At 60.1% G+C, this 19,369-nt stretch carries 19 protein-coding genes and 6 pseudogenes; 22 read left to right on the top strand and 3 right to left on the bottom strand.

What is annotated here, in order from left to right; all coding sequences use genetic code 11:
• Nucleotides 1-28: 28 nt before the first annotated feature.
• The 18 genes and pseudogenes from nifE (at nucleotide 29) to NKG60_RS28345 (ending at nucleotide 13,079) form a co-directional block, all read left to right on the top strand.
• Nucleotides 29-1,519: a nitrogenase iron-molybdenum cofactor biosynthesis protein NifE gene (gene nifE, locus NKG60_RS28425; RefSeq protein ID WP_352976166.1), complete on the top strand. Its 1,491-nt coding sequence runs from the start codon at nucleotides 29-31 to the stop codon at nucleotides 1,517-1,519.
• A gap of 9 nt (nucleotides 1,520-1,528) precedes the next feature.
• Nucleotides 1,529-2,911, top strand: coding sequence for a nitrogenase iron-molybdenum cofactor biosynthesis protein NifN (nifN, locus tag NKG60_RS28420; protein ID WP_352976165.1), 1,383 nt, complete (start codon nucleotides 1,529-1,531; stop codon nucleotides 2,909-2,911).
• Entirely contained in the window at nucleotides 2,877-3,374 is a 498-nt protein-coding gene (nifX, locus tag NKG60_RS28415) for a nitrogen fixation protein NifX (protein WP_352976164.1), read from the top strand. Before nifN ends, nifX begins: the two co-directional genes overlap by 35 nt.
• Before the next feature lie 17 nt (nucleotides 3,375-3,391).
• Nucleotides 3,392-3,871, top strand: a complete 480-nt coding sequence (locus tag NKG60_RS28410) for a NifX-associated nitrogen fixation protein (RefSeq protein ID WP_352976162.1) — start codon at nucleotides 3,392-3,394, stop codon at nucleotides 3,869-3,871.
• Nucleotides 3,872-3,898: 27 nt separating this feature from the next.
• Nucleotides 3,899-4,684: a response regulator transcription factor gene (locus NKG60_RS28405; RefSeq protein WP_352976160.1), complete on the top strand. Its 786-nt coding sequence runs from the start codon at nucleotides 3,899-3,901 to the stop codon at nucleotides 4,682-4,684.
• Between the two features lie 104 nt (nucleotides 4,685-4,788).
• On the top strand, nucleotides 4,789-5,676 hold the full coding sequence (locus tag NKG60_RS28400) for a universal stress protein (RefSeq protein ID WP_352976158.1): 888 nt from the start codon (nucleotides 4,789-4,791) through the stop codon (nucleotides 5,674-5,676).
• 652 nt (nucleotides 5,677-6,328) lie between these two features.
• A complete protein-coding gene (locus NKG60_RS32350) occupies nucleotides 6,329-6,589 on the top strand; it encodes a FixH family protein (RefSeq protein ID WP_502912344.1) in 261 nt (86 codons plus the stop codon).
• A gap of 439 nt (nucleotides 6,590-7,028) precedes the next feature.
• A pseudogene (locus tag NKG60_RS28390) lies at nucleotides 7,029-8,148 on the top strand (TlpA disulfide reductase family protein); the annotation flags it as partial.
• 381 nt (nucleotides 8,149-8,529) lie between these two features.
• On the top strand, nucleotides 8,530-8,802 hold the full coding sequence (locus NKG60_RS32345) for a hypothetical protein (protein WP_502912346.1): 273 nt from the start codon (nucleotides 8,530-8,532) through the stop codon (nucleotides 8,800-8,802).
• A complete protein-coding gene (locus NKG60_RS32340) occupies nucleotides 8,736-9,035 on the top strand; it encodes a DUF269 domain-containing protein (RefSeq protein WP_502912342.1) in 300 nt (99 codons plus the stop codon). The genes NKG60_RS32345 and NKG60_RS32340 overlap by 67 nt, the downstream gene beginning before the upstream one ends.
• Nucleotides 9,023-9,226: a CCE_0567 family metalloprotein gene (locus tag NKG60_RS28380; protein ID WP_352711427.1), complete on the top strand. Its 204-nt coding sequence runs from the start codon at nucleotides 9,023-9,025 to the stop codon at nucleotides 9,224-9,226. The genes NKG60_RS32340 and NKG60_RS28380 overlap by 13 nt, the downstream gene beginning before the upstream one ends.
• Complete coding sequence (gene fdxB, locus NKG60_RS28375) at nucleotides 9,223-9,540, top strand: ferredoxin III, nif-specific (RefSeq protein WP_352976156.1); 318 nt, start codon at nucleotides 9,223-9,225, stop codon at nucleotides 9,538-9,540. The genes NKG60_RS28380 and fdxB overlap by 4 nt, the downstream gene beginning before the upstream one ends.
• 65 nt (nucleotides 9,541-9,605) lie before the next feature.
• A pseudogene (locus tag NKG60_RS28370) lies at nucleotides 9,606-9,722 on the top strand (exopolysaccharide production repressor protein); the annotation flags it as partial.
• A 16-nt stretch (nucleotides 9,723-9,738) separates the two neighbouring features.
• A complete protein-coding gene (locus NKG60_RS28365) occupies nucleotides 9,739-9,828 on the top strand; it encodes a helix-turn-helix domain-containing protein (protein ID WP_352976212.1) in 90 nt (29 codons plus the stop codon).
• Nucleotides 9,829-10,287: 459 nt separating this feature from the next.
• The gene (locus NKG60_RS28360) at nucleotides 10,288-10,557 is read left to right on the top strand and encodes a helix-turn-helix domain-containing protein (RefSeq protein WP_352976153.1); all 270 of its coding nucleotides are present in this window, start codon (nucleotides 10,288-10,290) and stop codon (nucleotides 10,555-10,557) included.
• Nucleotides 10,558-10,631: 74 nt separating this feature from the next.
• Nucleotides 10,632-11,426: pseudogene (locus NKG60_RS28355) on the top strand (DUF1403 family protein); the annotation flags it as partial.
• Between the two features lie 327 nt (nucleotides 11,427-11,753).
• Entirely contained in the window at nucleotides 11,754-12,359 is a 606-nt protein-coding gene (scpB, locus tag NKG60_RS28350) for an SMC-Scp complex subunit ScpB (protein ID WP_352976151.1), read from the top strand.
• A gap of 519 nt (nucleotides 12,360-12,878) precedes the next feature.
• Entirely contained in the window at nucleotides 12,879-13,079 is a 201-nt protein-coding gene (locus tag NKG60_RS28345; RefSeq protein WP_352976216.1) for a hypothetical protein, read from the top strand.
• 41 nt (nucleotides 13,080-13,120) lie between these two features.
• Here the strand turns inward: NKG60_RS28345 and NKG60_RS28340 are convergent.
• Nucleotides 13,121-13,234, bottom strand: a pseudogene (locus NKG60_RS28340) (DUF982 domain-containing protein); the annotation flags it as partial.
• A 740-nt stretch (nucleotides 13,235-13,974) separates the two neighbouring features.
• Nucleotides 13,975-14,219 (bottom strand): annotated as a pseudogene (locus NKG60_RS28335) (hypothetical protein); the annotation flags it as partial.
• A gap of 835 nt (nucleotides 14,220-15,054) precedes the next feature.
• On the opposite strand from NKG60_RS28335, the pseudogene NKG60_RS28325 reads away from it, so the two are divergent.
• A pseudogene (locus NKG60_RS28325) lies at nucleotides 15,055-15,351 on the top strand (transposase domain-containing protein); the annotation flags it as partial.
• A gap of 16 nt (nucleotides 15,352-15,367) precedes the next feature.
• On the opposite strand, the gene NKG60_RS28320 reads toward NKG60_RS28325, so the two are convergent.
• The gene (locus NKG60_RS28320) at nucleotides 15,368-15,559 is read right to left on the bottom strand and encodes a hypothetical protein (protein ID WP_352976148.1); all 192 of its coding nucleotides are present in this window, start codon (nucleotides 15,557-15,559) and stop codon (nucleotides 15,368-15,370) included.
• A 234-nt stretch (nucleotides 15,560-15,793) separates the two neighbouring features.
• Here NKG60_RS28320 and NKG60_RS28315 point away from each other — a divergent pair, with 234 nt between their 5' ends.
• The 3 genes from NKG60_RS28315 to NKG60_RS28305 form a co-directional block, all read left to right on the top strand.
• Entirely contained in the window at nucleotides 15,794-17,362 is a 1,569-nt protein-coding gene (locus NKG60_RS28315; protein WP_352976147.1) for a carbamoyltransferase C-terminal domain-containing protein, read from the top strand.
• A 574-nt stretch (nucleotides 17,363-17,936) separates the two neighbouring features.
• Nucleotides 17,937-18,920: a D-alanine--D-alanine ligase family protein gene (locus NKG60_RS28310; RefSeq protein ID WP_352976146.1), complete on the top strand. Its 984-nt coding sequence runs from the start codon at nucleotides 17,937-17,939 to the stop codon at nucleotides 18,918-18,920.
• Nucleotides 18,921-19,086: 166 nt separating this feature from the next.
• The coding region (locus NKG60_RS28305; RefSeq protein ID WP_352976144.1) for a helix-turn-helix domain-containing protein at nucleotides 19,087-19,369 on the top strand (283 nt) is incomplete at its 3' end.

The following is a 19,369-nucleotide window of genomic DNA, read 5'->3' as shown; positions in this document are numbered from 1 at the left end:
TTCTCGAGGGACTTTGGAGACCGACGCAATGTCCTCGCTCAGAGCCAAAATCCAGGATGTCTTCAACGAGCCCGCCTGCGAGCAGAACCGCGGCAAGGATGCCAAGGCGCGCAAAAAGGGCTGTTCGAAGCCACTGACCCCGGGGGCGGCGGCCGGCGGCTGTGCCTTCGATGGCGCCAAGATCGTGCTGCAGCCGATCACCGACGTTGCGCATTTGATCCATGCGCCGCTCGCCTGCGAGGGCAATTCCTGGGACAACCGCGGTGCGGCTTCGTCCGGGCCAACGCTGTGGCGCACGAGCTTCACGACCGATCTCACCGAACTCGATGTTGTGATTGGGCAGGGCGAGCGGAAGCTTTTCAAAGCGATCCGCGAGATCAAGGAAGCGTATGGGCCGCCGGCTATCTTCGTCTATCCGACCTGCGTGACGGCGCTGATCGGCGACGATATCGAGGCCGTCTGCAAGCGAGCGGCGGAAAAGTTCGGCCTACCGGTGGTGCCGGTCAATGCGCCGGGCTTCGTCGGCTCCAAGAATCTCGGCAACAAGCTTGCCGGCGAGGCGTTGCTCGAGCATGTCATCGGCACGGCGGAGCCCGACGATGCCGGCCCTTACGACATCAACATTCTTGGCGAATTCAACCTCTCGGGCGAATTCTGGCTGGTGAAGCCGCTGCTGGATCGGCTCGGCATCCGGGTGCGCGCCTGCATTCCGGGCGACGCGCGTTATTTCGACATTGCCTGCGCGCACCGCGCCCGGGCGGCTATGATGGTGTGCTCGACCGCGCTCATCAATCTCGCCCGCAAGATGGAGCAGCGCTGGGACATCCCGTTTTTCGAAGGCTCCTTCTACGGCATCACCGACACCTCGGAAGCGCTCCGACAGATCTCTCAGCTGCTCGTGAAGAAGGGTGCCGATCCGGAGATCCTCGGCCGCACCGAGGCATTGATTGCAGAGGAGGAGGCCATCGCTTGGAAGAAGCTCGCGGCCTACCGGCCGAGGCTCGAAGGCAAGCGCGTGCTGCTCAACACCGGCGGTGTGAAGTCCTGGTCGGTCGTCCATGCGCTGATGGAGATCGGCATCGAGATCGTCGGCACCTCTGTCAAGAAGTCGACCGTCGAAGACAAGGAGCGCATCAAGCAGATCCTCAAGGACGACAACCACATATTCGAGCAGATGGCGCCGCGCGAGCTTTACGCCATGCTCTCAGAACACAAGGCCGATATTATGCTGTCGGGCGGGCGCACGCAGTTCATCGCGCTGAAGGCCAAGACACCCTGGCTCGATATCAACCAGGAGCGCCAACATCCTTACGCCGGCTATGACGGCATGGTGGAACTCGTACGCCAGATCGACCTCGCCATTCATAACCCGATCTGGCGCCAGGTGCGGGAGCCGGCACCATGGGATTGCCAGCCTGCGGTGAGGGAGGAACTGCCGAGCACGAAAAGCGAGACCGCGACCTTGCATGTTGTCCAGGAATTCGCCGGCACGACGGCCGGCGATTTCGGCGAGTGTTGAGGAAAGCCGATGGTCCGCATCGTTCCCCAGACCAAAGCGGCGGCGGTCAATCCGCTGAAGTCATCGCAGCCGCTGGGTGCCGCCTTGGCCTTTCTTGGCGTCGACGGCGCGATGCCGTTGTTCCACGGCAGCCAAGGATGCACCAGCTTTGCGCTCGTGCTGTTCGTGCGGCATTTCAAGGAAGCCATCCCCTTGCAGACGACAGCGATGGACGAGGTGGCCACGATCCTCGGCGGGGCAGACCATCTGGAAGAGGCGATCCTCAACCTCAAGGCGCGCACAAAGCCAACGCTGATCGGGGTCTGCACCACGGCACTGGTGGAAACCTGGGGCGAAGACTGCGCAGGGGATATCGCCAATATCAGGCTGAAGCGCGGGGAAGAACTCGCGGGTACGGAGGTGGTGCTAGCCAACACACCGGATTTCGACGGCGCGATCGAAGAGGGCTGGGCCAAGGCTGTCACCGCGATGATCGAAAGGATTACGCGTCCCGGCGAGCAGGCGCGGCAGTCGAAGAAGATCGTGATCCTGCCTGGCTGGAACCTGACTGTGGCTGATATCGAGCATTTGCGTGAGATGGTTGAGAGCTTTGGACTCAAGCCGGTGATTCTGCCGGACGTCTCCGGCTCGCTCGACGGTACGGTGCCCGACCGCTGGGTCACGACCACCTATGGCGGCACCAGTGTCGAGGATATCCGTGAGCTTGGCACGGCCGGGCAATGCATCGTCATCGGTGCGCATATGCGCCGCCCGGCCGAGCTGCTGCAGAGGTTGACCGGCGTGCCTTACGTGCTGTTCCGGTCGCTGACTGGATTGAAGGACGCCGACCGGTTCGTCTCGCTGCTGTCCGCGGTTTCGGGCGCGGCGGCGCCGGCTGGGGTGCGCCGTCGCCGGGCGCAGTTGCAGGACGCGTTGCTCGACGGACATTTCCACTTTGGAGGCAAGAAAATTGCGATCGCTGCTGAACCAGACCAACTCTACCAACTCGCGAGCTTCTTCATCGGAATGGGCTCCGAAATCGCGGCGGCGGTCACCACGACCGACATGTCGAAAATTTTGGAGGAAGTACCGGCGCAGTCGGTTCAAATCGGCGATCTCGGCGATTTGGAAGCTCTTGGCGCCGGCGCTGATCTTCTCGTCACCCATTCCCACGGCCGCCAGGCGGCGCAGCGCCTCGGCATTCCGCTCATGCGGGTCGGCTTCCCGATCTTCGACCGGCTCGGCAGCCAGCACAAGCTCACAATCCTGTACCAAGGGACCCGCGACCTGATCTTCGAGGTTGCCAACATTTTTGAAGCCAACCGGCACGCGCCGACGCCTGAGGCGCTTGATCCACTCCGTAAGCGAGAAATCCCAGATGAGCTCCGTTCGTCGCCTCTCGCTCGTCACTGACGAGGTTCACGCACCGACGCCGGAACGCCAGGTCGGCGCATTGCGCGTGGCGATCGCCACGCAGGACATGAAGAACCTCAACGCCCATTTCGGTTCGGCCAGGCGCTTTGCTGTCTACGACGTGGGACGCGAGGACTGGAATCTCGTTGAAGCCGTAGCCTTCGATGACGTTTCCGACGAGAGCGGGAAGCATCGAACTGAGGGCGACGACCGCATCACCCCGAAGGTGGAGGCGCTGAAGGGCTGTCATCTCCTATTTTGTCTGGCGATCGGCGGACCTTCGGCAGCAAAGGTTGTTTCGGCAAAAATTCATCCGATCAAAGTGCCGCAGCCCGAAACCATCCAAGAGGTGCTGTTGCGCACGCAGATGATGCTCAGGACGTGTCCTCCCCCTTGGCTGCGCAAGGTGCTGGCGCAGGCAGGTGTCGCCGAACAAAAACCGTTCTTCGAGGACGAGGACTGAAATGAGGAGTGGGCGAAATGTCTGACGCCGTGGTTAGCCCTGCTGTCGCCGAGGACGAGGCGGCCCTTGCCACCCCGTTCGTCAAATGCCTCGTGCGGCTGGTCCGGGCTCATGATTCCCACGGGTCCTGGGAAGGCAAATCGGACGCCGAGCTGCTGGGCGACTTCATCAACACCAGGGAACAGCGCCGTGCGATCCCGATCATCGGCGATCCCGATCCGGACGTGCTGTGGAGGCTTGAGATATTTTACACCGCCGTCGGGCTTGCGATCGAGGAGCGCTCCGGCCTGATGGCATCGCCGATGATGGAGATGAGCCATGAGGGCTTCGGGCGCGTTCTTCTCACGGCCGGGCGGTTGGTCGTTCTGTCGAAGACCCTGCGCGACGTCCACCGGTTCGGCTTCGAGACGTTCTGGAAACTCGCCGCGGCCGGTACCAAACTGGCCGGCGATGCCACCGCAGCCATTGAGGCTCATCCCGAGGTGGCGCGGGCGTGATGGAACCAATTTTCGATCAAGGGGATCATGTCAGGCCTTGAGGACATGCGATGGCCAGCCCTCTCAATGGAGGCGGTCGAGGACGATGTGGTTCTTGGGGTAGCGCTGATGAAGCCACTGGTCCTGATCTGTTCGCAAGATGCGGAGTTGTATCTGTTCCTCAGCCACATTCTGGGAGTGGACGGCTTCACGAGTGAGCCGGCAGGCGGCGTGAAGGAAGCACTTGCATTGGCCGATGAACGGGAGCTCCAGGCGGTAGTGCTGGACTGCGGGCCGGCAAGCGCGACAGGCTCCACAATCTGCGCCCGGTTCAAGGGGGAGCCCCGGACCGGCGGCCTGCCCGTAATTGCGCTGATCGCGCCCGGCGCCGAGAACCAGCACCTCGATCTCTTGAAGGCTGGTATTGACGAGAGCTTTGTGCGGCCCTTCGCGCCGGCCAAGCTGCTTGACTGTCTACGGATGAAACTGGCGCTGCCAAAGCCCGGTTCGAACGGGATTGAAAACGGCGGCTGGATCTCCTGTGGCGACCTTGAGATAAGGCTCGATGCCCACCGCGTTCGGGGTAACGGCCACGAAGTCCACCTTGGGCCGATCGAGTTCAACCTGCTGCGGCTTTTGCTTGAGACTCCCGGCAAGGTCTTCACCAGAGACGAGCTGATCAGCGCGGCCTGGCCGGCCAATATCCATGTCGGTGTACGCACCGTGGATGTCCATATCAGCCGGCTCAGAAGGGCGCTGAAGGCGGCCTCCCCCTCCAGCGTCATTCGTACCGTCAGGTCGGCCGGCTACTCGCTCGAGTGGCCGGACGGCTGAATAGATACGATGTGGTGCCACTCCGCATTTCCGCCGTGCTGAGGGCAAGTCTTGCGGCTTCGAAACGCGCGGCAGGTACGACATATTCAGAAAGAAGCAGTCAAATGGCTTTCAGAAGCGTACTCAGTGTGACCGGAGCTGAGCACTCCGATCAGGATGTCAGAACAGCTGCCAGCTTGTGTGCCGAAGTCGGCGCGTATCTTTCCGTACTGGTGATTTCGCCTCCGCCGCTCGTTATGCCGTCTCCGCTGCTCGGCGATGGCATCCCCGAGTGGCCTAGACAACCCGCACAGGCCATCGCCAGACTGGACAAACGGTTTAGGCAGATCGAGAGATTTTCACAGGACATAGCCAGCCAGGAAAAATCATCCAGGGAAATTCACAAACTGCTGAGAGCCACGTGGCGGTGCTGTGATGTCGATATTACCAACTGCGATCAGGCCAGTGTCGGTGACGCGGTGCGACAGCGGGCGCTCTGCAACGACCTGACAATCATCGGCCCCGCACTTCTCAACGACATTCGTCTCGGACCTCTTGTTATCAACGGCAGCTTGTTCGATACCGGAAAGCCGGTGCTTGTCGTGCCGGAGGGCGCTAAGGCGACTCTGTCGCCACGGCGCGTGCTGGTCGGATGGTATTCGCGAACCGAGGCGTCCCGTGCGGTTCGGGAAGCGCTGGATCTGCTATCCGGTGCTGAGGAAGTTCGTGTCGCACTAGTCGATCCGGAGGCGACCTGCACCGGAAACGGCGCCGAGCCGGGAGCCGACATCGCTGCCTATCTCACTCGGCATGGTGCTCGGGTGTCGGTCGACCGGCTGGCGAGCGCCGGCAAACCGGTGGCCACTGTGCTCGCGCAGCACGCAATCGATACGTCTGCCAACATGATAGTCATGGGCGCTTATGGCAGCCGACGGCTGCGCGAGCGGCTCTTCGGTGGCGTCACAAGATGGATGGTGGGGAAGCCGCCATTGCCGCTGTTTTTGGCTCGCTGACGGGTTCCGAAGCAGCACCGATGCTGTTCGAAACTCTACTCCCTTGGTCACTATCCTGATGCCAAGTCGGAGAAAGGTCGCGGCAAACGCGCAAGTTTCGCGAAGTTCCTCGGAGCCAATCTGCACGCGCCCTCGCCGAGAACCTTCCGGATGTCTCTAACGCGCGCTCGGGGGTTCTGCTCGCCCGAGTTGGTCCGTAATGCGGAGACCAATGGCCGGGCAGAGGTATGGGCAGTCCTCAATGCAGCCAAGATCACGCGCGCAGGTCGGCGTCAGGTCAAAGAGAGTCGTATCAGCGCGGCCGGCCGAGTTCGGACCCGTAGCGGCATCGCATGGGCGCTATCCCGATCTCCTCAACTTTGGCCGGGAGCTGAACAACGCGATGACCGTGCCGTGGCCGAGGCCCTCAACTTCGAGTTGGGACGGTCGGGCTCTCGCCGGAGTCGGCGGGAATTGATGGCATCAATCACGTTGTCATCGCCTGGGATGGTAGCCGGGTTAGCAGCGAGGACGGCCGCGTCTTCAGTGTTTTCAGTCGGTCCTGCCCAACCCGCGTGGCGACCGAGCGGCCTTTGAGGCTGGTCAAATTCCGACAACGCTCACGTTCGCACCAGGCGGTCCCTGTAGCGCCTGAGCACAGGGAACACAGAAAATTTCGGCACAAAGCAGGAACCCCGGAGAGCTCACCGGCCGCACATTCCGGGACTCATCCTGGCCCTTTTTCGCCACGATCATCATCGTCGAGCTGACCATGGCGGTATTGGCGAGCTGCAGCTGGACCGGCTTCGTCGTGAAGAACTCCTATGTCGAAAGCCAGAATTCAATCGCAAAGCGACAAGAGGGCAGGGCACGGGCGACGCTCGGATGGAGCGGCCTCTTGCGATCGCAAATGGCGAGATCCGCTACCGCCTGAGAGACCGAAACGGCAAGACGCTCAAGCCGGTGGCGTGAAGCGGCGAGCCTGGCGATAGCTAACGCAGTGATGATGTCCATCGGCCTCATCCCTCGGCCCGAATGCATGTTGAGTCGTCCGGGCCACGCTTTTCTGCCGACGCGAAGCGGTGATTCGTGTCCAAAAACTGACAGCGGCAGAAAACATGTCGGGTTCAATACAACCGGCCATCTTGGCAGATCGAGGCTTTTGAACGCGAAATCATGCGCTTACTGCGCGTGAAGCGCACTGGCACGGGCTTTGCAAATTGAGTTGCGGCAACACGGAGTGAAGGCTGACTGCATGCAGACGAGCAAGACGAGCGAAGCTCTCCTTTCGTTGAACCTTCTGCCCCGTCTCTAAGGGGAAACAAGCTCGCGTGTGAAGCGCGCAACCTCTGGCAATAGCTTTGGAGAGCAACATGGTATTGCAGATGGAGTCCCCGGCTCCTTCGATTAAAGTGGAGAACTGGCTGCTTGGCGAGCCTCTCACGAACTTCCAGCCCGGCAAAGTTTACATCGTCGAATTTTGGGCAAGCTGGTGCGGACCGTGTGTGGCGGCGATGCCCCATCTCGTGCAGCTGCAGGAGAAATACAAGGACAGCGGACTTGAGGTCATCGGAGTCGCGGCGGATCAAGACGCTCCAACGGCCGTTGAGGCCCGAACCAAGTTGGACGCGTGGTTGACCGAAAAGTGCTCGAATCTGAACTATCGGATCGCGTTCGACTACACAGGCGAAATGAACAAGCTTTGGAGGGAACCCAGCTTTTCCGTCGGGATTCCGACCTCGTTCGTGGTCGACCGAGACGGCCACATCGCCTTTATTGGTCATCCAAGTCAACTCGATGAGCTTTTGCCGGAAGTGCTCAACGGCAGCTGGCGCACCAGCGACAAAGCGAAAGCCGCCGATACGGAGCGGATCGCCACAAGCGAACCCATGGCGCGCGAACACGCGTTGAAGAAGCCGATCGATGACAGATTCTGGGCGGCGGTGAAGTTAGAAGATTGGAAGGCGGCGCTGTGGGCAATCGAAGAGGGCATCGCCTTGATGCCGGACGACATAAATTTCCGCCTGGCTCATGCGCATCTGTTGCATCACAAAATACAAGACATGTGGACGGGCTTGCCCGTGATGCGCCAATTGGTTCGCGACGCGATCGACAAAAACTCCGAGGACTGGATGGTTTCGGCGCTAGACCAACTTTTCCATCCGGCCAATGACCATTCGCGCTTTCCCCCTGCTGAGCGCTTCGCGATGGGCAAGGAGCTGTCCGAACACATCCTGGCGCTGAATCCCCGGCAAGGCGGCCCTAAGTTCCGGTCCTATCCCGCGGTCGCCCGGTACTATCACGAGAACGGCAACAATGATCGCGGGATCGAGTTGGTCGAACTGGCACTGACCTCGCTGGACGGTCCGGAGCCTATCCCGGCCGAATTGAAACAGCAGCATCTGCGGGATTTTGCTGCAGGCCCTCGCCAAGTATAGGGGTGAGAAGGTTTGTTGCGGCGCCCTCTGTGCGGCTCCGCAAAACAATTTCCCGAAGGTGCAAAAGCGCGGTCGCCGAGGAGGAAAAACAAAAAAGGGTAATTGGTCGAAATGGCTTACTGGCCAATTCGTCCATTTCCGTGGCGTGACCGCAGCAAGGAGGGTCTATGCAGCACTTGGTCGATCGTTTGCAGCAGGATCGAGGCTCGAATCTTCATCGCCTCCGGCCGCATTGCGGCGGAAGTGATGTTCGACGCGAATTCGCGTGGAAGACTTCGCAGTCGAGGACGTGTTCAAGGTCGGCCAGAGGGACATCAATTGCGTGGAATCAGCCGCGCCTACCCGGGCGTCGGCTGCGCAAGTGTGCCCGAAGTAGGCGTCCCAGAAAACAGACATCGTGCTTCGAGGAAGAGGACTGAAGTGAGGAGAAGGCGAAATGTCTGATGCCGCGGTCAGCCCGGCTGTCAACGAGGACGAGGCGGCCCTTGCCATGCCTTTTGTCAGATGCCTCGTGCGGCTGATCCGTGCTCATGATGCCTCCAGGTCACGGGAAGGCAAATCGGACGCCGAACTGCTGGGCGACTACATCATCAGCAGAAAACAGCGCCGTGCGATCCCCATCATCGAGGATCCGATCCTGAGGTGCTGTGGAGGCTGGATAGGTTCTACACGGCCGTCGGGCTTAGGATCGAGGAGCGCTCCGGCCTGATGCCATCGCCAACGATGGAGATGAAACCCATAGGAGCTTCGGACGATTGCTTTTCACGGCCGGGCGGTTGGTCATTTCGTCGAGACATCCACCGGTTCGGCTTCGAGACGTTCAGGAAGCTCGCGGAGGCCGGTACGAAACTGGCCGACGATGCGACTGCAGCATCGAAGCCTATCCCGACGTGGCACGGGCGTGAAGAACCGATTTCGAGGAAGGATTTATGTCAAAGCTAGATGAGATGGGGAAGAAAGTCCGAAAGCTTCAGCTGCGCGCGGCAGTTGCCAAGATGAAATTGCGCGACCTTGCAGAGAATCTCCCGGGAAAATGGACGGAGATAGAGGAAGTTGCCGAGGAAACGTCGGCCGTTTTTGCCGAGTTGGATGGTGCCAAGAGAGAGCTCGCTGCAATGAAGAAGTTGCGATGACGAGCACATTCACCACCCGCGACGGCTCCGGATGGGTGCCGGAATATCTCACCGCTATAGACGGCACGACCTGCATCGGCTGCGGCCGCTGTTTCAAAGTCTGCTCGCGCGAGGTCATGCATCTTTACGGCGTCGATGACGCGGGTGAAATTCTGGGCGTCTGCGACGGCGAAGACGACGATTTCGACGGCGAGCTCAATCGCATGATTATGGTCGTCGATCTTGCCGGCCGCTGCATTGGCTGTGGAGCCTGCGCCCGCGTCTGCCCGAAGAACTGCCAGACCCATGTTGCGGCCGACCAGGTCGCAGCATGATCTGAGGAGACAAAACCAGGAGAACGACGTTGCCCTTTAGAATCTTTTGTCACGTCCTGGGGCTGGTGCTGTGCAGCACCGCACTGACTGTCTACTTCGCTTCTCATTCCATCCGCACAGTAGTCGTCACCATGCTGGCTTGTTCGCTGCTCCTTCAGCTGGCGTATTTCGTAAGCGTGCTCTTTCTGATCTGGCGGTCTGGCTGCGATAGCCGAGCTGGCCAAAGGGCTGAGCATTTCGGCAGTTGCAAGGAAGCTGGATATCAGCCGCCAGACTATAATGAGGTGAGGAATGAATCTTCAGATGTGCCCCAGTTCGTTCCGATGGGCGGCATATCGCTGCTGCGTTGCGTTGACAAGGTCAGAGCTGACGTGCTCCCCGTTTTGTCCGCGTTTATAAGTTAGCCGTGTTCACTTTTTGAGGTGCTCCCCGTCTTTGGGTCGCCCCGGGCCGGAACTTCCCGGGGGTAATTGCTCAGGGCGGCACGGCCGCCGATGAGCCTTTCATGGGCGATATCGGCGGCTTATTGCCGATCGCGCTATGGGGTCGGACTGTGTTGTAGTAAGCCATCAGGACCGGGCGAACATCGATGACGATGAGTTGCGGCGTTCGGGGGTTGGCCGGGCTGTACCGGCGAAAATCGAAGGCCAATCTGGCGGCTGAGCTAAAAGCAGGGGTCCTGTTGGACTCAGTGATGACGACTAGCCAAAGTTCAAGTGCGAAGCCGTCGAGGCGATACACAGCGCCGTGGACGGCATGTACCGGGCCGGAACGATCGACAAGGCGACGCTGCGCAGCTTCGACGACAGTTGCCTAGTGGTGCCGCAAGAATTCGCGCCGGACGAGATCAAGGCGCTGCGTGAGAAGAGCCATGTCAGCGAGCCGGTGTTCGCGCGCCATCTGAACACGTCGGAATCGACGGTGCAGAAGTGGGAGACTGGCGCCAAGCGGCCGAGCGGGATGGCGCTGAAACTGCTGTCCGTGGTGCAGAAGCACGGACTGGAGGTGCTGCGCTAGGCGTTTTGCCGCTACGTGCGATAAGGCAACATTACCGGACATAACAAGCGCCGCATTGGATCAGGCTGTCGACGATGATTCTGCGTCCTAAACCCTCTCCGCGCCACGACGCCACGCTTGTTGGTGCCCCTTCGATCGCGCCGATGGCAACGGTGCCGGCCTGGCTACGTCGGGCGGTTACCGATGCGCAAAGCGTTGCGGGAAAAGGCGTTGAGGACGTCGCGCTCGCCGCCGGCGCCACCATCGGCGCGCTCGATGCGGTGGTCCGCCGGCAGGAGCGATGGGCCGGCGCCTGGCGGCAGCGGCTGGCGCTTTCGGCGGCTGCGGCAACTGCGAAGCAGGCCGGCCGCGTCGAGGATGAAAGCTCGCTGCGCGATGCCGTGGTGCTCACGCGGCCGGGCGACAACGTCGGGCCCGCTGGCCGCATGCTTTCGGCTTGGTGCCGACTGGTGGCATGGCCCGCAGAGGCGCTTCTGACGAAGAAAAGTCTCGCCGCGATGTTGGAGGAATTCGGTTTTTTCGCCCGCGACGGCGCGGCGGTCAGCGATCTGGCCGACGCGCTGCGGCGGCTCGCCACGACCGAAGGCGCGGTCGGGATGCTGACCGGCGCCTACGCGGCCGTCGAGGGCCACGGCCTGCCGCGCGCCATGGGACCCTGGCTTGCCGACGCGCTACTCGCCCAAAAGCTGGGCTGGCAGTATGCCGTCCCGCTACTGGGCACCGAGGCGTTCTTGGGCATGAGCGCTCGCCCCCGTCGATCGGCAACGAGCTCTCCGGTGACGGGCATTGAGACAGAAACCGAGCGTGCGAAAGCTCTGCTTGCTGCCCAGGCGCGTGCGGCGCTGCGCGCCATCGATCTCTCGGCGGGGCTCGAACGCCGCGCCGATCGGTCGCTTGCCGTTGCCCCAAACCTCAGGGCCAAGGGCGGCATCGCGCGGCGACAAAAGCACCGGGATGAGCGATCGCGGCCTGCGCCGCCTGTTCGACCGGCTGGTCGAGCTCGGCGCTGTCCCCGAACTCTCTGGTCGTGCGACCTTCCGCATCTACGGGCTGTGAGAGCGACGGCGGAGAGTGCGGCCAGACGACGGAAACGGGCACAAGGAGGCGAAGATCGACCAGACGACGGTCGGTCAGGCGACCGCCTGTTTGACCGCGAGTTGGATCACCTGCCCCCGGAGGTTCGCTGGCGAGAATGGATGCATCGGGTCGAGGCAACGATTTTTGCGGCCAGCGAACCGGTTGGCCGCGAGACGCTGGCCCGCATCGTCGGCAAAAGCTGCAGCATCGACCTTTTGATTGACGACATCCGCGAGGAGCTGCGTGGTCGGCCCTACGATCTGGTCGCGGTCGCCGGCGGTTTTCGGCACCTGACCCGACCGGCCTATGCCGACGCCATCCGCAGTGCATTTGGCACAGCCGTCGGCGGGAGCGGGCGTGGCGTAGACCTGACGCAGTCGGACGTGCTGGTGCTGATGTGCATCGCTTACTCCCAGCCGATTACGCGTGGAGAACTGTCGTCCTTCTGTGGCAAGGAGATTTCGCGCGACCTGATTGGTCATCTGCGTGGGGCTGGCCTGATCGCCTCAGGCCCACGTAGCCCGACGGCTGGGGTGCCGTATACCTACGTCACGACGAAAGAATTCCTGCTGGAGTTCGGGCTCGACACACTGCGCGATCTCCCCGACATCGAAGCGCTCGAGGACGCAGGCCTGCTGTCGAAGGAGAAGCTGCTCGCGGGCGACATCATGCCGGACTTTTCCGGCGGAGAGGGAGAGGAAGCAAGCAGCGTCGGTGATGAATAGAATCTCCTCGCCATGGGTCGGCCGGACTCTATCCGTGCAGGATCGCAAGAACACGACGGCGCTTCCTTCTGATCCCGCGGGCGGCGGCGCGAATAAGCCTGGAGCAGAGCCGCAAGGTTAGCGCCGGTCGGGGTTGCCCGCACAGCCCTCATCGATCCCCGCCGTTGGCCCACGCAATCCGCGAACTACGCGATCAACCGGTCATGGCCGCCTGCAGTCAGGACCAATCGACGCCGCCGGCAACAACATCGTCCTCATTTGCCATCAACCAGCTGACAGGCTTGTCGGCGAGCCATTCGAAGCAGCGGATACGCGAGGATGGACAGGATCGTGAGCGTCTTCCCCAATGAGACGCCTAAAATGACAGGCGCGACTTCAGGCCGCCGAGGGGGCCGTCGCCGCCTACGAGCATATCGTCGGCGAAAGCTGAAAGCCTACGAGCGTCAGATCGAGAATCCCGGCCAGGGCGTCAGCCGGCAGGCGGCCGATCTCCAGATGGCGGCCCTCGGCTAGCCCTCGATGGGATCGCCCGACCTTCTCGCCATCGTGCAGGTTGAGGGCATCGCGTTGAAAGACCCTAAACAACGCGATGCCCTCTGCGACAGCGAAAGCATTCGCGCTGCAACCGGGTCTCCGCTGCTCCATTCAGGGTTCCATAAAGGCCCGCTCAGGCTGCCCCTGCTGATCTCGCCTGCGGTGACCGAGGGTGCGGAGGGATAAACGTGCCTAGATACCGGCGAGCAGTGTGCCTTCCTCTCTTCGGCGGCGGCAATGAACGCCTTGCGGATATCCTCAGGTGTCATCTCGCCGGCCAGACAGGACTTACAAGCGCGCACTGCTTGGTTCCACATGGGGCCGCGATTGTTCCACTCCATGACTTCCCGAGTTGCACCCTCAACATTGTTCTAGCTATGCCGGACACCCGGCTGGCCAGTCGAGATGGTGACCGGAGGGTTGAACCAATGAAGAGCCATTAGGGCTCTTGAGGTCGAAGAGGACGAACTGTCCGTGAAGCGTGGCACGGTCCATGATGATCTCGACCAACTCACAGTCGGTCTCTTTAAGGTGGGGGGCTGCTTTACGAACCGCCGCTACGGTTCCGTTAATGGAAACGGTACTACCGCGGATGTGTTTGATAGCCGCGTCCACCAATTACTTGGCGGTCCCCCCTGGGTTTGTCTTTCGTTTGAGCATTCATACGGCGACCTCCCGCTTGGGGAAAACCAGGGGGCATTCTGTGGATCACCACGGGAAAAACGCGGGCAAGGGGATCGGATGCGGTTGTCAAGAAACTGCTGTCTGACGATGCGATTGTCGCGTCCCAGCCCATTCCTTCCACTCGCGGTCCCAAAGATGCGGATTGAACCTTGTGAGAGGTCTGCGACCTAAAGCCGCGAGTGTCGCTGGCGGTGTGATGCTGACTGGCGCCTTGCTTGCATTCCTCGAGTGCGGTCTGGGGCGCCCGCGACAGATATTGTGCTTCGACGCCATCGCGCGGGATTTGAAGCGACCACCATCGGTCGCTGCTCCCGCGCCGCTGGTCGGCAGGAAGGCGCATTTGGGGTCAGATAACGTTGAAACATTTTGTCGGAACCGACGCGGGAGATTTCACCCCTCACGCGCCATTCTCTAGATCGCGAACAAACGCGAGAACCGCCTCGACTTCGCCGTCGGCGACAAGTTCGGCCGCCATGCGATGTCCATAATCGGCGATCGGTTCGTTGCGATACTAATAGATGGCCTTGTCAACATCGTTGGTGAGTTCCGTCGCTGCCGAAACCTTCACCATCTTGGGCATCCTGCCCAGCGGCGCTCCGACGAGGGATTGCGCAAGGTATTTCGATGGACACCTGTCAGCTTTCACGCCCACCCGACATGATCCTTTTTTGAAAGTTTCAGAAACAGATCGACCCAGAATCGGTATTCCGGATCGTCAGGGTTGCCAAGCTTCTAAGGCGCAGTGAGCAACCAACGTCGCAACGTCCTTCCCATGCTTTTCGGTCGCTGCTTCTATCGCCTCGTCGTCAGTTAACCCATGCCATCCCTCAACGACGCTGCCGCAATTTCCCATATCGATACCTCGATCTGCTCGACAAATATTATACCTGATCTGGCCCTTCCGGTGGAAGAACCGGAGCGCGCGCAGAAGGCCGCGCGAAGCCATCTCGACCGGGCGAACTGGATGATGACGCCCGGTTACAAGGAATTGTTCGCCGGATAAGGGCGAACGGGCGGCGCGCCTCGACCCTTCCTCTGGAAGACAATCCCAACCACATCATCGCCGCCGTCAAACGTGGGCATCAACCGTTGGAATCAATACACTAGCCGCAACCTAAACTTCATCCATCATGCAATCCGATGTTTCGGAAGGATCAACGTGATTTATGTGAATCCTATGTTATCCTTTTACAAGATATGTTAATACCATTTAACATAAGCCGTCATCATTGGCTGCTATATCGACAGTTGTGTCTGCTATGCTGCGGTATGCTTTGGCAGCAAACGATGACCAACTGCAGATGGATAGACGTTCCGGAGCCGGTTTGTCGTCCAGGATCTTTCAGGGATTGCCCCCGATTTATAAGTTTCCTGGGCAAGTCTAACCAATGCAGTTTCATGGGTACGATCCACGTGCCATCCGATATCCTCTGTTGTTAAATTGCCCAGCGGCTTCGCAATGAGTCAGGCCGATGACATCCGCTATGGTCTTGCCCATTGGGAAGGGCTCACTCGCTTCCTCGGCGACGGCCGGCTTGAGCTCGACACCAACCCAGTCGAAAACGCCATCCGACCACTGCGCTGGCCATGAGCTCGGAGCCGAAAACTGGGCGCTGCTCTCATCCGTTGTGGCCACCTGCAAAGGCTCAACGACGTCAATCCCGTTGCCTACCTCGACGAAACCCTCGATGCCATCATCAACGGCTATCCGCAGAGCCAGATCGAGGAACTCATGCCTTGGCGATTCCGGAAACCGTCAAGCCCAAATCCATAGGCGATCGGCGAGGCCCTTACTGCGCAACGGTGCGCATGCCTAAAGTTACGCAAGTCACGGCGTGTACCGTTTCATCAGTCGGTCGCCGACGCACTTGGTTCATAATTTGCATGTCCGAGAGCGTTTCGTCAGGCAGCGGCAGCAAGCCTTCTTCACCATCGCAGGTGGGCAACGCCTCAACAAGCGAACCATCCACGGCGTCTTTCAACTACTGCGCCTCGCAGCCTGTGTCCGGTTGAAGACGGTCAGTGTTCGGAGCCTGACACACTGAGGCGCAAGTATTGCGCCGTTGCGGCCGCGAACACATGATTTTTGCGCCTCTTGCTCGCACAACTTTTTCGTTGGCACGCCGTTTGCACGGTTCACGGTGAAGCACGTTGAGGACGTTGAGGACTTTCCCGCAATCCACCGCTGATAGCGTTCATTCGAGGAGTTGTCATATATGAGGATAATGTCGTTCAAACCTGGCCATGATGGCGCGATTGCAGCACTGGATGCAACAGCAGCAGAGCTCATCTATTCATATGAGGCTGAGAAGGATAGTTTTCCGAGATATTCGACCATTACCCCGATAACGGTCCTCGACGCCGCTGGCCGCCTGGACGCCCTTCCGGATGTGATTGCCGTCGGTGGGTGGGAGAACATAGGGCGCTCCGTCGCGGCAGGCTACTACGGTATAGCTCAGGGGTCGGACGTTGTGGGCGAGAAGACTATCTTCGGCAGAAAGGTGCATTTCTATTCCTCGACGCACGAGCGCTCCCATCTCTGGGGCTCCTACGGCATGTCGCCGTTCCCCGTCGGAATGCCCTGTTATGCGTTAATCTGGGAAGGGGACCTCGGCGATTTCTATGAGATCGATGAGCGTCTGCAGGTTGTGCATTTGGGAAAAGTGATGGCTCGCCCTGGCAGCAAGTATGCTTTCCTCTACGCGCTGGCCGATCCGAAATTCACCTTGCCCAAATTGCAGTTGCGCTACGAAGACGCCGGCAAGCTAATGGCGCTTTGCGCCTATGGGCAGACCGGAGAGGCCGACCGGGACGAGCAGGCGCTGATGGACTTCTTGCTTCCACGCGACATTGTTCTGTACTCGTTGGGCAAAGAGGATTTGTGCGATTCGCCTTACTACAACATTGGCGTAACACACCAGAAGTTCACCAACCTCGCCAAGCGTTTTTCGGACGCCATCTTCGATTCGTTCCACACTTTCGCGAAGAAGAACCTGACAAAGGGTTACCCGCTGCTGATTTCAGGCGGGTGTGGATTGAACTGCGAGTGGAATCGCCGCTGGCTCGAAACGAATCTTTTTTCCGACGTTTTCATTCCGCCATGCTCAAACGATACAGGCTCCGCGATCGGGACCGCAGTCGACGCTATGCGGCATTTTACAGGCAAGGCCAAGATCAAATGGAACGTCTATTCAGGCCAGCCTTTCACACTTGACGAATTTGACCGGACCGGGCTCGAGGTCCATCCACTCGACTACGGCCAGGTAGCCTCGGCGTTGCTCGATGACAAGGTGATCGGCTGGGTACAGGGAAACTGCGAAATCGGGCCACGGGCGCTCGGCAACCGGTCAATTCTCGCGGCACCTTTCTCAAAGGCAACCCACGAGCGCTTAAACCGCATCAAGAACCGGGAGGGTTTCCGCCCAATCGCGCCGGTTTGCCTAGAGCAGGACGTCGCGCTCCACTTCGACTTGGCACGCCCGTCGCCCTACATGCTTTTCTTCCAGAAGGTTCTCGATAGCCGGTTGGAGGCTGTCACGCATGTTGACGGCACAGCGCGGGCCCAGACAGTTTCGCGGGACCAGAACAAACGCCTCTTTCAGCTGCTTACCGCGTTCAAGGCGAAAAGCGGGGTCGGTGTTCTTTGCAACACATCGCTAAACTTCAACGGTGCCGGCTTCATCAATCGTGCAAGCGACTTGCTCGCTTATGCCCGGGCCACAGGTCTCGACGGATTCGTTATCAACGATGCGTTCTATCTCCTTAAGGGGCCGCCTGTTGCGTAATTCGCTGGTCGACCGCTTGTCCGGCATGCCGAAGTGGTATCGTTTCGAGAAGCTGCTGACACCGTGTGCGATGGCGGGCCGGTCGGGCTCGAGATGCGCATCACTGGATCACGGTTCGGGCCTCAGAGCCCACCGCATACAAGTACGCGAGAGCATCTCTCGCGCCCGGCAGGCTCCCCTCGATATCGACGTCCCGTTCCCGTGTCCCGAGGGGCCAGCGGAGTTACCTCCCAGGGCAAACGAGGCTAGTCTTAGGCTAGAATGGGATGCAAAAAGGCTGTTGACAAAACCATTCCCATACAAGTGCCAAGAAACAACCGTCGTCAGTCGATGTCCGTCTTGCAGTGTTCAGCAGTATCCGGTTGAAGACGTCCCTGTTCGGAACCCGACACACGGTGGAGAGTATACCGCCGGCGCGGCGCGAAATATATGGCTTGTTCCTCTTCTCTCACGACCCCTTAAGCGGCACGCCGATTGCACGGGACACGGTGGAGGATCCGTTACGCCCCGTAGCGGCCGTCCAGTGTCGGGCCGAGGAGCGCGAACTCCTCCGAAAGAATGAGGGAGTAAGCTCATGCGAATAGCTGTTGTGTGGAACGATGATCATACGGGCGTGATCAACCGGTTCGGTCAGCCTTGTCCGACGGAATACGGCCGCGAGAGGGTCAAAAGCGTAGCGGCGGCACTGCAAGAGGGCGGCCACGAGACCCTGCTGTGCCAGGGCGATAAAGAACTGCTCGCGACGCTCGAGCGATTCATGCCGCCCGAGCCCGAAGCCCGCCCCTCGGGATTCGTTTTCAACATGGCGTACGGAATTCAGGGCGAGTGCCGTCTTACCCACGTTCCGGCCATGCTCGAAATGGCTGGTGTTCCATACACCGGCTCTGGCCCGCTCGGGCATGCATTGGCGCTCGACAAGGTTATCGCCAAGAGGCTCATCTGCGATCTCGGCGTGCCGACGCCGAACTTTCGCGTAATACATCGCGGCACCGAGAGCACCGGCGACCTGCGATTCCCAATGGTGGTGAAGCCGCGTCACGAATCCGACAGTTGCGGAGTGCAGGTCGTACATGAGCCTGCTCAGTTGAGGCAGGCCGTAGAAGTGGTCGTCACACAGCATGCGCAGGAGGCGCTTGTGGAAGAATACATCGAGGGGCGAGAAATCACCATCGCGCTGCTAGGAAACGGAGAACTCGAGGTGTTGCCTCTGGTGGAGCAGGATTTCGGCAACCACGAAACGCGTATTCTGGCTGGGGATGCGATTGCATCTACGAAGAGTATTTGCCCGGCGCACATCGGCGACAAGCTTGCGACGAGGCTTCGGGATATTTCGGTTGCGACCTTCCGTGCCTGCCACTGCCGGGATTACGCCCGTGTCGATCTCCGGATCGACCGCTCCGGCCAGCCCTTTGTCCTGGAGATCAACACTGTGCCGGGACTCGGTATGCGCAGCCCTTATGTCCTGGCCGCGAAGACCGCCGGACACACCTTCTCGAGCTTGGTCAACCGCATCCTCGATGTCGCCTATACGCGGTATTTCGGTATCGCATCCACCTAACCGCAGATCGTTGCAGATCTTGGAGAGTTTTGTGGCCGTTAAACGCCCCGATGGCCGGCGCTTTCAGGGTTGCGGGAGGCATTCCCAAATCCGAGGATCGCTGCTATAATCAAATTTCGGGAGTTATTTTCTCGAAATGTGATCATCTCACCCAATGCGAGATATTATGAGCTCAACAGTCAATTCGGATGGTCCATTGGATCGCGCATTTGCAATTCTTGATTTCGTGGCTACGCAACTAAAAGCAGTTACTGCGGCGGACATTGCCAAGAATCTGGACCTGCCCTTGCCAACGGCTCACAGATTGATCAGCAATCTCGAGTCGCGCGGACTACTCCAGCGCGCGGTGGGCACAAAACAATTCGTTGTCGGAAACAACCTGGTCGTGCTTGCGGGTAAGACGATTGGCTCAGCCTTTCGAACGGCACGACGCCACGCAGTTCTTCAGA

The sequence above is a fragment of the Mesorhizobium sp. M1428 genome, from assembly GCF_040317515.1.
Lineage (GTDB): Bacteria > Pseudomonadota > Alphaproteobacteria > Rhizobiales > Rhizobiaceae > Mesorhizobium.
The sequence above is the reverse complement of the archived record's forward strand: the minus strand, read 5'-3'. Positions and strand labels throughout refer to the sequence as shown.

What these genes read in the sequence shown, in the direction of transcription:
- NKG60_RS28400 (WP_352976158.1), top strand. Translation starts at nt 4,789, where the DNA reads ATGGCTTTCAGAAGCGTACTCAGTGTGACCGGAGCTGAGCACTCCGAT.
- NKG60_RS28310 (WP_352976146.1), top strand. Translation starts at nt 17,937, where the DNA reads ATGCGAATAGCTGTTGTGTGGAACGATGATCATACGGGCGTGATCAAC.
- scpB (WP_352976151.1), top strand. Translation starts at nt 11,754, where the DNA reads ATGCATCGGGTCGAGGCAACGATTTTTGCGGCCAGCGAACCGGTTGGC.
- nifX (WP_352976164.1), top strand. Translation starts at nt 2,877, where the DNA reads ATGAGCTCCGTTCGTCGCCTCTCGCTCGTCACTGACGAGGTTCACGCA.
- NKG60_RS28380 (WP_352711427.1), top strand. Translation starts at nt 9,023, where the DNA reads ATGTCAAAGCTAGATGAGATGGGGAAGAAAGTCCGAAAGCTTCAGCTG.
- NKG60_RS32345 (WP_502912346.1), top strand. Translation starts at nt 8,530, where the DNA reads ATGTCTGATGCCGCGGTCAGCCCGGCTGTCAACGAGGACGAGGCGGCC.
- NKG60_RS28315 (WP_352976147.1), top strand. Translation starts at nt 15,794, where the DNA reads ATGAGGATAATGTCGTTCAAACCTGGCCATGATGGCGCGATTGCAGCA.
- NKG60_RS28345 (WP_352976216.1), top strand. Translation starts at nt 12,879, where the DNA reads ATGGGATCGCCCGACCTTCTCGCCATCGTGCAGGTTGAGGGCATCGCG.
- nifE (WP_352976166.1), top strand. Translation starts at nt 29, where the DNA reads ATGTCCTCGCTCAGAGCCAAAATCCAGGATGTCTTCAACGAGCCCGCC.
- fdxB (WP_352976156.1), top strand. Translation starts at nt 9,223, where the DNA reads ATGACGAGCACATTCACCACCCGCGACGGCTCCGGATGGGTGCCGGAA.
- NKG60_RS28410 (WP_352976162.1), top strand. Translation starts at nt 3,392, where the DNA reads ATGTCTGACGCCGTGGTTAGCCCTGCTGTCGCCGAGGACGAGGCGGCC.
- nifN (WP_352976165.1), top strand. Translation starts at nt 1,529, where the DNA reads ATGGTCCGCATCGTTCCCCAGACCAAAGCGGCGGCGGTCAATCCGCTG.
- NKG60_RS28405 (WP_352976160.1), top strand. Translation starts at nt 3,899, where the DNA reads ATGTCAGGCCTTGAGGACATGCGATGGCCAGCCCTCTCAATGGAGGCG.